The organism is Bacillus cereus group sp. BfR-BA-01330, assembly GCF_022663885.1.
Classification (GTDB): Bacteria; Bacillota; Bacilli; order Bacillales; family Bacillaceae_G; genus Bacillus_A; species Bacillus_A cereus.
Map to the genome: position 1 here is coordinate 557,770 of NZ_JAKUGK010000004.1, position 12,676 is coordinate 570,445.

Consider the following 12,676-nt stretch of genomic DNA (forward strand, 5'->3'; position numbering starts at 1 on the left):
GTGTTAAATTAATAAGATATTAAATAAATGAGGTGCTTTTTATGAAACAAGGATCCACACTCTTTTTAAAGACCGTTGTGATTCTGATCGGAATCCCCGTTCTTGCTATGTGCATTTTTTTAGTCCCTAAAATAGGAGCTTTCGCTGCAGAATTATATCCAGATATTGCATATATTAAATATCTTGTATTTATCAATTTATATGCAACAGCAATACCTTATTACTTCGCACTGTACCAAACATTTAAGCTTTTAAACTATATTGATAAAAATAACGCATTCTCAGAGTTATCTGTTCAAGCTTTAAAAAATATTAAGTACAGCGCATTGGCAATTAGTGTATTATATGTATTAGGTATGCCACTTTTCTATCTCGTGGCAGAGAGAGATGACGCCCCTGGCATTATTATTATCGGAATGATTATGATTTTTGCTTCAATGGTAATCGCGGTCTTTGCTGCCGTTCTCCAAAGACTATTAAAAGATGCTATAGATATAAAATCAGAAAATGATTTAACGGTCTGAGGTGAATAATATGGCAATTATTATTAATATTGATGTAATGTTAGCGAAAAGAAAAATGAGTGTAACAGAGCTTTCGGAGAAGGTTGGAATTACAATGGCTAACCTTTCTATCTTGAAAAATGGAAAAGCAAAAGCAGTCCGTTTTTCAACTTTAGAAGCAATATGTAAAGCATTAGAATGCCAACCGGGGGATATTTTAGAATATCAACCTGAAGATACCGAGTAAAAAGAGTCCTTCATACGAGAAGGACTCTTTTTATTACACATTACGGCGCAAAACTAATTTGACCAGTAAACAATAGGATAATCGCTATGATCCAAAATATAAAAAATGATGAGGACAGTATTAATGAAAGGATAGCAATCCCCTTCTTCTCTGTTTTTTTCGTCATTGTGATTATTGAAAGCATGATCCCTACACCTGTCAGGGCAATTGTAATATAATCTCCAACTATATTACCTGCATTCGCTATCCTTGTTGGCGTTATAAAAACGAATAGAAAACACAAAATGCCGATGAGTAAAGATATATAGCTTATTATACTGTACTTCTTTTTAGGAACTATTTCTGTTTTCATACTAATCCCACCCCTTCTATATAGCTATGAGTTTATATTAGCATGAATAACCATAATTTGGTTATGATAAAAAGCAGATAAAACGGACACTATCACTTTATCTGTCTATTTCTATCTAACAACTAACCTGACTATTTCTTTACTAAAGATATACAATCATTCTTTAATCCACGGCAATTGGTATATAATAGCTCTAAAAAATAAAGACTGTACCTTTAAAATGAAAGATACAGTCTTTATTAATAACTTTTTTTATAAAGAAAACTCTCTATCACTCACTACCTTAAAAAACTCCGAGTAATGTGATAAAGAATAATCCGCTACATCACAATTACCTTGAAACATACATGTTGAAATACCTAATTCTTTTGCAGGTAATAAATCTAATTCTCTATCTCCAATAGCTAAATCAATATTGTATTTTTTATGCAGATGATTATAAGCTAAAGAGTTTGGCTTTCGAGGAAAGCCATCGTCAATTGTAACCATATCTACGAAGTATTTTTCCCAGCCGTAATATTTTAAAATGCCCATAACCCCTTCCCTATGTTTATGGGTCATAATCACATTTTTATTTGCAAATTTCAAAACCTCTTCGACACCTGCAAAAGGTTTCATATCTTTTGGCGTGAATTTCCCCTTCAAAACTTTAATCTTTTCTTCCTGCTCACATGAAATATTATAATACTGAATTGCATGAGAGTATGATATTTTTAAGTTTTTGTATATTTCTTGTTTTTCTACTGAATCACCTAATATTTCAGAAAGCATCATTGTATATGCAGGATACGTATCAAATAACGTCCCATCAAAATCCCATAAAATATTCATTCTATTCACCTTCTATTTTCAAATCATTCAATGACTAAATCCGCCCTATCCCTCGGCAATTCCGTTTTTAAGTAATAATCCTCTGCTTTCCAATACCTATTTTCAAACTTTGAAAGGTTTTTCTGCGTTTTTTCACTCTCACGTAGAAACCTTGTCTCTCTTGGACAGTCCAAATAGACCATATAATGAAAAAAATCTCTCCATTCTTTTCGCTGCAGAAAAACTCCTTCAATAACAATTACGCCTACAATAGGAATCTGTACTTTTTCCATTTCACATATATCTGTTTCTTCATGAAAGAAAGGTAATTTCAATTTTGTTTCATGTTGTAGCTTTTGAAAAAATTTCCGCCTTAGCCATTCAATGTCCCATTGTAAATAATAATACTCATACCATTCTTCATATCCAGTATGATATCGTTTATTACGCTCCACTATATGATCATCAATATGGAAAATACGAAACGGAATGCCTTCTTGTTTCATATTTTCTTTTAAATTGGCTACGAATGTTGTTTTTCCAGATCGACTTAAACCATCTATACCTAAAATGAATCTATTTTCCCTATGCTTCTTCATAATCGTTATAAGTTCGTTTGTACTCATTACTTCTTCCACTCTTCTTTTAATAAAGAATATAAAATGGTATCATGAGCAACTCCATTTTGAATCATATGTTTTCGAAGGAATCCTTCTTCTTGAAATCCTGCTTTTATTAATAACTTTTGAGAAGCATTATTTTCTACATATACAATCGCTGCGATTCTTATTAGTTGCAGTATTTCAAATCCGTAAGCTAAAATTGCTTGTAATGCTTCCAATGCATATCCTTGTCCCCAATATGTATCATCTAATTCATAACCAATTTCAGCTCGTTTATGATGATTATTAATTAAATGAAATCCGCACGTTCCGATTAATTGGCCCGTCCCTTTTTTCTCGACTCCCCAGCGAAATACACTGCCCTCTTCATAACGATTTTTGAACGTTTGAATCGTTGTTTTCGCTTGCTCAATATTTTGGAAAGAATCCATTCCGAAATAACGTATAACTGATTCTTTCGAAAAATATTGGAACATCGTTTCTGCATCTAATAGTGTAAGTTCTCTTAAGAATAAACGTTCTGTTTCTAGTTTCGGAAATCCCATCTCTCTTTCTCCCTCTATTCTAATGAACTGCAAATTTCAATATAATTTCCATCTGGATCAGCAATGTAGGCAATTGTTTGTCCCCACGGTTTTACAATTGGCTCCACTAAAATTTTAATACCTTGCTCTCTAAATTGCTCAATCGTTTCTTGTACATTCTCAACAACGAATCCTAACTCGAAATGAGAAGACTGTAATTCACCTTCTGTAAGCGGTAGTCCTGTTAATTCTTTCACATCTTGCCGCGTATTCATCGCTAAAATGGTAGTTCCAGTATTAAATTCAATATATGTGCCGTGCTCTGCTTTTATAGGTAACTGTAAAATATCTTTATAGAACTTTAAACATTCCTCAAACTTTTCTACATATAAAATGATGTACTTCATTTTCAAATTCATTTCACATCCCCCTTTGTATCTATCCCTAAAATTTCGACAAAAGTCTCATAAAAACCTTGTTCCTTGTAGTAATGAGCAAAAAAAATGAGGCCGATTTCTCGGCCCCCCAGCTTATTGGCATAAAACAGGAGATTTGGTTTGGACATAACCAGTTCGTACTTTTATTATATTTTATTTTTTCTGAATTTTAAATACATTAAACACCTATTTATATTGAGAAAGTTTTTTGCTTGCATAAAATTAAAGATTTTAAGAAATGATACAAATGGAGGTGTATACATATGGAACCAATGCTATGTCCAAGTTGTAAAACGAACCGTACTCGCTTTAATATTCTTGAGCAACAAGTAAAACCAGTCAAAATAAATCCACAAACTGGTCAAGTGGAAGAAGAATACACAAATGAAACGATGAATGCTTTTCATATGGCTTATCAAGGACCTACATACCGTGTCCAATGTGCTGTATGCGGACTTGTTGAAAACCCTGAACAATTTATTAAACCTGCGCAAAATCAGTCTTTCTAATAAAAATATGATTATCCCTTGTAGAAATAGATTTTTCTATAAGGGATTTTTTCGTTTAATACGTTAATTAAAAATGTATTTCTTCCTTATTATATGTTAAATTCCACACCATTTTAGTAATATTTATATAAGGGAGTTGAAACAAATGATTTTAAATAAAAAGATAATGCTTCCATCAACATTTCTACTATTAACTTGTCACATAATCATCTTTTACTTTTGGATTTCCGATTGGAAGAAAATCTCGAGTTCTTACGGTTTAGCTATATGGATACTTTCTACTATTTGTGGTCTTTTACTTTATTTCCTTTATAAAAAACAAAAATCTAATAAAGTGATATTCATTGCTAGTTCGTTATTATTAATTACTTCTTCATTTATGATTTTTTTAGGTATTGTTACTGGTATCATCTTTGTAACTGTTAGTTCTATGCCTTAAATATACAATATTTTATTATATAAAAAATATCCAACAAAACAAGGATATATAGAAATTAAAGAAGATGATTTCCATTCAATATACAACCATCTTCTTTAATAAACCCAATCTTTGTTACAATATTTCATTTTTTAACTTTTTAATCTTCCTAAATAAATTAATAAACGCATATAAATATATACAAACTAAAAACCCAACCATACCTTTATATAATCCTGATTCTGATACTCCAAGAAAACATAAGTAAAACACTGGAATTAACATTACAAACATAATTGCAACGAACTGTATCAATTCAACAAATTTTTGTATCTTCGTTTCTTTGTCTGAATAAATATCAGGTAACTCATTTTCCTCGTCTACTTCTTTACAAAAATAATTCCACTTCGCAAAACTCGTTACATGTTTCCATCCACACATTTCATATATTTCAATATATTCTTTTTGTTTTTCTTTTGAATCTTTATAATCCAGTCTAAAATCCGCTTTATATACTACATCTTTTGGTTCAGTTTTCTTAAACGTATACATTACATTATACTTTTGTAAAGCCCATCCCTTTTGATGCATTTTTCTTAAAAAAGCTTCTTCTTTTTCCAAGCTCCATATCGCAAAAGGTTTGAATATCTTCTTTGTCTCCATCTCTCATTCACTCCCCTAATATACTATTTCCATTCCTTACAGATCTCTGCAATCTGTTATACTCGAGCTCTAACACTTCTCTCCCAAACGGCGTTAACTCATAGCACTTCTTTCTGTCTGTAGAGGCAACTTCAACAATTAACTTCTCTTTTAGTAATTTCGTCGTATTTCCATATAAAGTACCAGGGCCGAGCTTTACTTCCCCATTTGTCATCTCTTCTACCATTTGCATAATTCCGTAGCCATGCAACGGCTTCACGAGTGACAATAATATGTAATATGTCGCCTCAGTTAACGGAATATATTTTTGCGCCTTCGCATTCATTATAACTACCTCCGATACATCGATATATGATATATCGACTCACGATACATCGTATATCGATATTGTATAATTATATTCCAAAATATGCAAGAGTAATTTAATAATTAAATATCCATTTCTTTGAATTAAAAAATCATACCAATTTTCTGAATAATTTGTTAAAATATAGAAATATTAGCTCTTTTATAATGAAAGGAATGGTACATATGATAAATAAATTGAAAGAAAACATCGGATCTGTGTTTGTTGGTAAAGAAAATGTTATTGATCTACTGCTCGTTTCACTTCTTGCTGATGGACATGTACTACTCGAAGACGTGCCTGGTACTGGGAAAACGTTACTGGCGAAAACCATTTCAAAAAGTATTGGTGGTAGTTTTTCTCGCGTTCAATTTACCCCTGATGTACTTCCAAGTGATGTAACAGGTATTGAATACTTCAACCCAAAAACAAGCGAATTCGAATTAAGAATTGGACCAGTTATGACAAACATTTTGCTAGCAGATGAAATTAACCGTGCAATGCCGAGAACGCAGTCGAGTTTGTTAGAAGCGATGGAAGAACGACAAGTGACGCTGGAGAAGCAGTCAACTCCTCTTCCGAAACCGTTCTTTGTTATTGCGACGCAAAACCCAATTGAATCACAAGGGACTTTCCCTCTTCCAGATGCACAGCTTGATCGCTTTTTAATGACGATTTCAATCGGTCATCCAACTCCTAAAGATGAGTTACAAATGATGCGACGTTTTCGGAACGATTTACCATTAGAAAGTGTCACATCTGTCATCTCATTAGAAGATATTTTAGAAGCTCAAAAACGAGTAAAAGAAATATTTGTTTCGGAACCGTTAGAACATTACATTATTAAACTTGCTCATGCTACAAGAAATCATGATTATATCGCTAACGGTGTAAGCCCACGTGCCACATTAGCTTTAGTACGTGCTGTTCAAGCTTTAGCCTTTTTACACGGGAGAGAATATTGCACACCAGAAGATATACAATTGTTAGTTCCTTCTGTTTGGAATCACCGTATCGTCTTATCAATGGAAGGTGCCCTGCGTACGACAAAGAATGATATTATGCAAAGTATTTTAAAAGAAGTTGACGTACCTGTGGAGATTGAACAAGCATGAATGGACAGCGTGTTGTAACTGTGCCTTTATTTTTTCAACTCCATATTATTCAACTAACCGTTCCAATCGCATTACTTTTCACATTCTTTTTCCCGCAACGAATGCTTATGTTTCTCTTTTTCTTCTATTATTTATTTGCGATTTTTATTTATAAATATGTCGCTTTCATAGAGAAGAAGTTTCAAATCATAAATGAGAAACAAACTACACGGATTTTTCCTGAGGAATCTGGACAGTTTTTTATTCATTTAAAAAATGGAGCCAGCATACCAATCGTTAATGGTGTTTGTTACTTTCATTTAAATTCGTCCCTTATACCGCATAAAGAGCAAGGCATTGAACAAATATCAAAAACGTTATTCTCTTTCCCATTTTCACAACCTGCACATTCGGCACAAAAATGGGGGTTAACATTAACCGCCACGAAGCGTGGTGTGTTTCAAATTGAACAATTTGAATGTGTATTAAAAGATCCATTTCATCTATTAACTGTACATTTACCTGTTTTTGATAAATTAAGGACTGAAATTATTGTGTATCCTTCTCCTAAAGAAGTAGCAGGTTTGCAAGAACTTCAGCAACTTTTGAATGGATCTTATCGAACGAATTTTTCTTTTTACAATGATGAAACATCTATTATCGGTGTAAAGCGATATGAGCGTGAGTCTTTCCGCTCTATTCATTGGAAGGCATCTGCTAAAATGCAACAATTACAGGCGAAGCAATATGAACCTGTAAAAAATTATAGTTGGACGATTTGTCTTTCTTTAGCTGCCGATCGTGGATTTGGTTGGAAAGATAATGTAGAAGAACTTATTTCATATGCAACATACATTTTCCAGTATGCAACGAAGCACCACATTCCGTTTGAATTGTTTATTAGTGTATTAGCAGAAGGCGGTGCATTACATGTACCGTTAAATGAAGGACAAACACAATATGCAAAAGCTTTAGAAGAATTAGCCCGTATTTCAGATGATAGTACGTTACTTCCGAAACAAGGATTCCTTCATTATGTAAAGAGAAAAAGAGAACGATCGTCTACAATGATATACATTGGTTTACAAAGAAATGAACTCCCTCTTCTCTCGCAGCCAACGTTTCTCATTACTAGTGAAGGGATGGTGGAACCAGTTGAAAACTTGGCTATATCACATTCATGATTTCATTCTGCTCCTTCTGCTTTCATTATTAACAGAAAGAGATGAACTAATTAGTATTGCAATATTTTTAACAACAGGCTATATTGGAGTATTTCTTATTCATAAATTTATGCAGAAAAAAACAACAGGATTTGTAATACTTTTAGTTCTTCAAATCGTTCTTTTCTCTTTATTTTTACCTTTTTCTCTATTTGGCACAATCATATTACCACTATTTTTCTTTATCGTACATGTGGTCGGACCTGGATATCCAGTTCAAAAATCTTTAGGTGGTATTGTATGGTTTGTCGTTTCAGCTATATTTTATGCACCCTTTCCACCGTTGTGGAAACTATTAATGTTAGCCTTGCATCTTATGATTACATTTTGGTTAACCGGGGCAAATCGCAAACAACAACTATTACGTTTTTCTTCTATCATTACGATTGGCTTAATGAGTATATTAATTGTTCAAGTATTTCCTTTCATTCGACTTATTTTTGGTTTTATAACGGAAGTAGTCGCATTAGGCTTCGGCTATGCTTTAATGCCATTAATTAAAGCAGCGGAATTAAAAGATACTGAAGATGTTTGGGCAAATAAAGGACATCTCTTAAAACCAAAAATTGAAGACGGAAAAAAAATTCCTGATTTTGATCCAATACTCATAAATAGCACTACAATAATAGTCTGTACAGCTATCGCTATTTACGTCGTTTGGAAAATAGTAAAAAAACGAAAACATTTAAGTTTACCAAATATGCCCGCCTTCGAATCTACTATCATTACTGATAAAGAAGGAATGAGCCAAAATCGTTTTAAACGAAATAAACCGCCACATAACGAAATTCGGAAGGAAATTTTTAAGCTAGAGAGTAAGTTAACCCCTCCTTTAAATAGAAAACGGGGAGAAACTGTTGAGGCTTGGCTAGAAAGAATAAACGATGAAGAAGATGTAAATATTCAAAGTGATATTATTATAGATACTTATAATACGGTGCGTTATTCAAATAGTGCAAACACTGTACTTCTACATGAATTTAAGGAAGAGATTCATAAGCTTTATGCATATCAAAAAAGTTTGAAGAAATGAAAGAAATAACGTAACAAAAAGACTCCTATATTCATAGGAGTCTTTTTGTACTTCTACGTTGCTTTTTAAATGGAAGCATTCTTCCCTGCTTCAATTTCTAATGACTCTTCATGCCACCAAAGTGTTTCTTCAGGGTCTTCTTTAGCGATTTGGTGTGCTTCTTTTTTCGTTTCTACTGTAGGATATGAACCTTTTAGCGCACGCCCTGAAGTTGTAACGAATAGTACACTAAATACAACTAATCCAATAATACTTACACCTGCTAAATAAAATGCCGGTGCGAGCGGGTTACCAGTTGCATGAACTAAGTATGAACATACGAGCGGTGTTGTTCCACCGAATATCGATACAGAAATATTAAATGAGATCGAAAGTGCTCGATAACGTACATCAGTGAAAAAGAGTGATGGTAATAATGAAGGTAATGTTCCTTCATATACACTTAAGAAGAAACCTAGTACGAAAATACCTGCAAATATAGCTGCAATATGTCCGTTACCTATTAGTAAAAATGCTGGAATTGCAAATACAGTTAAACCAAGTAAACCAATTTGCACAACGCGTTTATTACCAATTTTATCACTTAATTTACCGAAATATAGTGCTAGTGGAATCATAAGTGCCATCGTAATAGAAATAATTAATAAGCCTGTTGTTTCTTCGACTTTAAGTACTTGAGTTAGATAAGAAGGAATATACGAAAGAATCATATAATTTGTAATATTAAAGAAGGCGACAATTACTGTGCTTAATAAGAAGTCTTTTTTGTGATATTTAATAATATCCATGAATGAAAATTGTTCATTGTCTTCAGATTCCTCTTGTGCTTTTTCCATCTCTTCAAAGATTGGAGATTCATCTAGATGACGGCGTAAGTATAAACCGACCAAACCAATTGGTGCAGCTATTAAGAACGGAATACGCCATCCCCAGCTGAGCATTTGCTCATCTGTTAACAATAACGTCAAAATGGTAACAATTACCGATGCAGCAATGTAACCTGAGAGTGTTCCAATTTCAAGACCACTACCGAGTATACCACGCTTTTTATCTGGAGAAGATTCTGCGATATAAACCATTGCTCCTGAATATTCGCCGCCTGTAGAGAAGCCTTGAATCATTCGGGCAACTAAAAGTAGTATTGGTGCCCATACACCAATTTGTTCATAGGTTGGTAGTAATGCGATGAATAATGTAGAAAGTGCCATTAAAATAATAGTAGTACTTAACACGATTTTTCGGCCGTACTTATCTCCTATTCTACCAAAGAATACACCTCCGATTGGTCGAACGAGAAAGGCTGCTGCAAATGTACCGAATGTAAGTACAAGTTGCAATCCACTATTATCAACACCAGAGAAGAATAATTGACTTAAAATTACCGCTAAATACGCGTATAATCCGAAGTCAAACCACTCCATTGCGTTCCCTATACCAGTAGCAATTACTGCTTTCCTGGCTTGTTTAGGATTAACAATATTAACGTCTTGAGGTTCAAAATTTAAATCATTATTTTGTTGCATATAATAAAACAGCTCCTTATTTAATTTAACTTCTTTAAGCACACCTTCTCTTATTGAATAAAATTAATTCGAAGCACTTAAGGAAAAGCAACGTCTCCTTATCTGTTATTATTATTTCACATAATTAATTATTTGTCCAATTAAATGCTCTTTTTATATAAAATTAAACCCTGTTTAACTTGTTATAGAATGACGTTCAGCTTATATAACACATACCTTTACACTACAAATGAAATTTTAATTTATTTATATTTATAACGTTTCTGTAATTGCTTCCTTTAACCCAGAAATTAGTAACTTTTACTAAAGATTTGCATATATTTAAAAAGTGAACTCATTAGCTCGAATTTTGTCTTATTACATTCAACTATAGTATTATTATAGATTTAAAGGAGGCTATTTTATGTTGGAAATAATACTTTTACTTGCTACTGTTTCTTTTCTCTTCATTATTTCTGGATTTTTCATTACCTTAAAACAATATAAAGAAATAAAAAATATAAAGACTATATTAACTACAAAAAAAGAAAATGAGAAAACTACATCCAAAAACTCAATCCCTATGCAATTAGACCTGAGCGTTCTCAATAATTTACTCGCGTCTGGAATAAATAAAGGTTCCAATTCAAGTAATGAAAATTCTAAGTCTGATAAAACTAAATAGTCGTTACGTATATAATAAAATATATATCTCCTATTTTATCTAACCTTATTAATAACTACCTCTGATTCAAAAGGAGACTACTTATGTGTAAAAATCCGATTTCTATTATTATTCGTATACAGCATAACATAAAAGTTTTACCTGAAATTTTGAAAGCCTGTGAACAACTACAGCCTTTAGAAATTATCCTTACTATTAACGGATGTATCGATGATTCCATTGATATTGCACAATCTTACAATTGTAAAATTATCACACTAGAAGAACCGACAGAATCAAATAATTGTTATGTAATTGGTGCAAAAAAAGCAAAGGGTAAGTACCTCTTATTTTTAGATGCAAATTACATTATCCAATCTTCCTTACTTACACAATTTCTTCAACCATTACTAGACGAATCAGCTGACATAGTATTAAACAATTTAAATGACTTTTTTTATCAAAAGCAAAAGCCAACTATAGAAATGATTTGGCAGCAAGTTACGAATCATTTTTTTCATCGTCCAGATTTACATGTTAACTCACTATTATTTCCTCCCTATGCAATAACAAAAGAGATTCTTGATGCAATTACTCCAGAAAGTTTATTAAATCCGATATTGGCACAAATGAAAATTATTAAAAATAAATTTCGCATTAGCAATCATTTTAAAATTTCTATACCGCAAATTCCCTCCTTCCCCTCAAAACAACTCATTCGTTATCACCTAGAAGCAATTGAAAATTGGGTAAATATATTACAAAATTCAAGAGGAAACTATACTGATAATAATCGAAGGCGAGATATTATTTTAGAACTTCAAAACGGCGAACAAAGAGCTATACCCAAAATAATTACAGGTAAAAAGTTTTATTCAAATACTTATGGAAATAAACAATTATCCATCATTATCCCTGTTCAAAATGAAGAAAAAACGATAGAATCTATCATTTTTGAGGTGCAGAAATTAAAACCTTTAGAAATCATCATTATTGTTAATGGATCAACAGATAAAACAGAGGAATTGGCGAAGAATTGCGGTGCAACAGTTATTACTTACAAAGAAGCACTCGGCATTGATACCGGACGTGCCGTTGGTGCATATTTTGCAAAAGGTGATATATTATTATTTATTGATGGTGATTTCTTAATTCCTAGTTCTGATTTATTACCATTTGTACAATCTGTTCAAAATGGAACCGATTTAGCTTTAAATAAATTAGAGCACTACTACATGTATCGTGTTCCTTATACTATCGTAACTGCATGTAAGCATGTTGTTAATTTAGCATGTAATCGAAAAGATTTAGGTATGGGCTCCACAACTGCTGTCCCTCATGCTTTTAGTCGAAAATGCATTGATACAATTGGGTTTGATTCTCTTCTTTCACCAACCTTAAGTCAAGTTAAAACAATTTTAGCAGGATTGCATGTACAAAATGTTCATTCTATCGACGTTGACAAGATAAATCGAATTCGACCAGAAAAACACTTCTCGCAGGAAGGCTACCTTTCATTAGCAACGCAACAAATCATTGGTGATCATATAGAAGCAATTTCTTACCTCATTGAACAAAAAAGAAACACTGAATACTTTTAATTGTATATTCTTACCACCAAATAATATATGAATTCATTTTAAATATATAGCAAAATAAAAAAGATGGTTGTAACCATCTTTTTTATTTTTACATTAGATCAAAAGAAAAGTAGCAGGCAGGCTTTTC

Annotated in this window: 17 protein-coding genes; 9 read left to right on the forward strand and 8 right to left on the reverse strand. The window is 32.5% G+C overall.

Annotation, left to right across the window (positions count from 1 at the left end):
* The first annotated feature begins 41 nt into the window (after positions 1 to 41).
* Positions 42 to 524 carry a DUF2975 domain-containing protein gene (locus tag MR112_RS14895; protein WP_000809113.1) on the forward strand — a complete coding sequence of 161 codons (483 nt, stop codon included), beginning with the start codon at positions 42 to 44 and terminating at the stop codon, positions 522 to 524.
* 10 nt (positions 525 to 534) lie between these two features.
* Entirely contained in the window at positions 535 to 750 is a 216-nt protein-coding gene (locus MR112_RS14900; RefSeq protein WP_000974619.1) for a helix-turn-helix domain-containing protein, read from the forward strand.
* A 40-nt stretch (positions 751 to 790) separates the two neighbouring features.
* Here MR112_RS14900 and MR112_RS14905 read toward each other — a convergent pair whose 3' ends face one another.
* The 5 genes from MR112_RS14905 to MR112_RS14925 form a co-directional block, all read right to left on the reverse strand.
* Positions 791 to 1,102 carry a hypothetical protein gene (locus MR112_RS14905; RefSeq protein WP_000845548.1) on the reverse strand — a complete coding sequence of 104 codons (312 nt, stop codon included), beginning with the start codon at positions 1,100 to 1,102 and terminating at the stop codon, positions 791 to 793.
* Between the two features lie 252 nt (positions 1,103 to 1,354).
* Entirely contained in the window at positions 1,355 to 1,933 is a 579-nt protein-coding gene (locus tag MR112_RS14910) for an HAD-IA family hydrolase (RefSeq protein ID WP_086404882.1), read from the reverse strand.
* Between the two features lie 23 nt (positions 1,934 to 1,956).
* The gene (locus tag MR112_RS14915) at positions 1,957 to 2,538 is read right to left on the reverse strand and encodes a kinase (protein ID WP_000106114.1); all 582 of its coding nucleotides are present in this window, start codon (positions 2,536 to 2,538) and stop codon (positions 1,957 to 1,959) included.
* Positions 2,538 to 3,080, reverse strand: coding sequence for a GNAT family N-acetyltransferase (locus MR112_RS14920; RefSeq protein WP_000506640.1), 543 nt, complete (start codon positions 3,078 to 3,080; stop codon positions 2,538 to 2,540). The genes MR112_RS14915 and MR112_RS14920 overlap by 1 nt, the downstream gene beginning before the upstream one ends.
* A 14-nt stretch (positions 3,081 to 3,094) precedes the next feature.
* Positions 3,095 to 3,478 carry a glyoxalase/bleomycin resistance/dioxygenase family protein gene (locus MR112_RS14925; protein WP_001049849.1) on the reverse strand — a complete coding sequence of 128 codons (384 nt, stop codon included), beginning with the start codon at positions 3,476 to 3,478 and terminating at the stop codon, positions 3,095 to 3,097.
* A gap of 281 nt (positions 3,479 to 3,759) precedes the next feature.
* On the opposite strand from MR112_RS14925, the gene MR112_RS14930 reads away from it, so the two are divergent.
* Both MR112_RS14930 and MR112_RS14935 read left to right on the forward strand, forming a co-directional pair.
* Positions 3,760 to 4,005, forward strand: coding sequence for a hypothetical protein (locus tag MR112_RS14930; protein ID WP_000433602.1), 246 nt, complete (start codon positions 3,760 to 3,762; stop codon positions 4,003 to 4,005).
* 145 nt (positions 4,006 to 4,150) lie between these two features.
* Positions 4,151 to 4,444 (forward strand): hypothetical protein, encoded by a 294-nt coding sequence (locus MR112_RS14935; RefSeq protein ID WP_000602672.1) that lies wholly within the window; start codon positions 4,151 to 4,153, stop codon positions 4,442 to 4,444.
* A gap of 114 nt (positions 4,445 to 4,558) precedes the next feature.
* Here the strand turns inward: MR112_RS14935 and MR112_RS14940 are convergent, their stop codons facing one another.
* Positions 4,559 to 5,014, reverse strand: a complete 456-nt coding sequence (locus MR112_RS14940; protein ID WP_306292317.1) for a DUF2812 domain-containing protein — start codon at positions 5,012 to 5,014, stop codon at positions 4,559 to 4,561.
* Between the two features lie 79 nt (positions 5,015 to 5,093).
* Positions 5,094 to 5,411 (reverse strand): PadR family transcriptional regulator, encoded by a 318-nt coding sequence (locus tag MR112_RS14945; RefSeq protein ID WP_000991882.1) that lies wholly within the window; start codon positions 5,409 to 5,411, stop codon positions 5,094 to 5,096.
* 206 nt (positions 5,412 to 5,617) lie between these two features.
* Between MR112_RS14945 and MR112_RS14950 the strand changes: the two genes are divergently transcribed.
* Genes MR112_RS14950 through MR112_RS14960 form a run of 3 tightly spaced genes read left to right on the forward strand, consistent with a single transcriptional unit; the run spans position 5,618 to position 8,782 of the window.
* Positions 5,618 to 6,547: an AAA family ATPase gene (locus MR112_RS14950; protein WP_000608783.1), complete on the forward strand. Its 930-nt coding sequence runs from the start codon at positions 5,618 to 5,620 to the stop codon at positions 6,545 to 6,547.
* On the forward strand, positions 6,544 to 7,710 hold the full coding sequence (locus MR112_RS14955; RefSeq protein ID WP_001014398.1) for a DUF58 domain-containing protein: 1,167 nt from the start codon (positions 6,544 to 6,546) through the stop codon (positions 7,708 to 7,710). Before MR112_RS14950 ends, MR112_RS14955 begins: the two co-directional genes overlap by 4 nt.
* Complete coding sequence (locus MR112_RS14960; RefSeq protein ID WP_000860488.1) at positions 7,682 to 8,782, forward strand: DUF4018 domain-containing protein; 1,101 nt, start codon at positions 7,682 to 7,684, stop codon at positions 8,780 to 8,782. Before MR112_RS14955 ends, MR112_RS14960 begins: the two co-directional genes overlap by 29 nt.
* A gap of 65 nt (positions 8,783 to 8,847) precedes the next feature.
* On the opposite strand, the gene MR112_RS14965 is transcribed toward MR112_RS14960, so the two are convergent.
* Positions 8,848 to 10,305: an MFS transporter gene (locus tag MR112_RS14965; RefSeq protein WP_001186926.1), complete on the reverse strand. Its 1,458-nt coding sequence runs from the start codon at positions 10,303 to 10,305 to the stop codon at positions 8,848 to 8,850.
* A gap of 403 nt (positions 10,306 to 10,708) precedes the next feature.
* Between MR112_RS14965 and MR112_RS14970 the strand changes: the two genes are divergently transcribed.
* Both MR112_RS14970 and MR112_RS14975 read left to right on the forward strand, forming a co-directional pair.
* Positions 10,709 to 10,969: a hypothetical protein gene (locus MR112_RS14970; RefSeq protein ID WP_000889743.1), complete on the forward strand. Its 261-nt coding sequence runs from the start codon at positions 10,709 to 10,711 to the stop codon at positions 10,967 to 10,969.
* 83 nt (positions 10,970 to 11,052) lie between these two features.
* Positions 11,053 to 12,549, forward strand: coding sequence for a glycosyltransferase family 2 protein (locus MR112_RS14975; protein ID WP_000335245.1), 1,497 nt, complete (start codon positions 11,053 to 11,055; stop codon positions 12,547 to 12,549).
* Positions 12,550 to 12,676 lie beyond the last annotated feature (127 nt).

Coding starts and splice junctions, on each gene's coding strand:
- MR112_RS14925 (WP_001049849.1), bottom strand. CDS start 3,478: ATGAATTTGAAAATGAAGTACATCATTTTATATGTAGAAAAGTTTGAG.
- MR112_RS14915 (WP_000106114.1), bottom strand. CDS start 2,538: ATGAGTACAAACGAACTTATAACGATTATGAAGAAGCATAGGGAAAAT.
- MR112_RS14910 (WP_086404882.1), bottom strand. CDS start 1,933: ATGAATATTTTATGGGATTTTGATGGGACGTTATTTGATACGTATCCT.
- MR112_RS14905 (WP_000845548.1), bottom strand. CDS start 1,102: ATGAAAACAGAAATAGTTCCTAAAAAGAAGTACAGTATAATAAGCTAT.
- MR112_RS14945 (WP_000991882.1), bottom strand. CDS start 5,411: ATGAATGCGAAGGCGCAAAAATATATTCCGTTAACTGAGGCGACATAT.
- MR112_RS14955 (WP_001014398.1), top strand. CDS start 6,544: ATGAATGGACAGCGTGTTGTAACTGTGCCTTTATTTTTTCAACTCCAT.
- MR112_RS14920 (WP_000506640.1), bottom strand. CDS start 3,080: ATGGGATTTCCGAAACTAGAAACAGAACGTTTATTCTTAAGAGAACTT.
- MR112_RS14930 (WP_000433602.1), top strand. CDS start 3,760: ATGGAACCAATGCTATGTCCAAGTTGTAAAACGAACCGTACTCGCTTT.
- MR112_RS14965 (WP_001186926.1), bottom strand. CDS start 10,305: ATGCAACAAAATAATGATTTAAATTTTGAACCTCAAGACGTTAATATT.
- MR112_RS14940 (WP_306292317.1), bottom strand. CDS start 5,014: ATGCATCAAAAGGGATGGGCTTTACAAAAGTATAATGTAATGTATACG.
- MR112_RS14900 (WP_000974619.1), top strand. CDS start 535: ATGGCAATTATTATTAATATTGATGTAATGTTAGCGAAAAGAAAAATG.
- MR112_RS14950 (WP_000608783.1), top strand. CDS start 5,618: ATGATAAATAAATTGAAAGAAAACATCGGATCTGTGTTTGTTGGTAAA.
- MR112_RS14935 (WP_000602672.1), top strand. CDS start 4,151: ATGATTTTAAATAAAAAGATAATGCTTCCATCAACATTTCTACTATTA.
- MR112_RS14895 (WP_000809113.1), top strand. CDS start 42: ATGAAACAAGGATCCACACTCTTTTTAAAGACCGTTGTGATTCTGATC.
- MR112_RS14975 (WP_000335245.1), top strand. CDS start 11,053: ATGTGTAAAAATCCGATTTCTATTATTATTCGTATACAGCATAACATA.
- MR112_RS14970 (WP_000889743.1), top strand. CDS start 10,709: ATGTTGGAAATAATACTTTTACTTGCTACTGTTTCTTTTCTCTTCATT.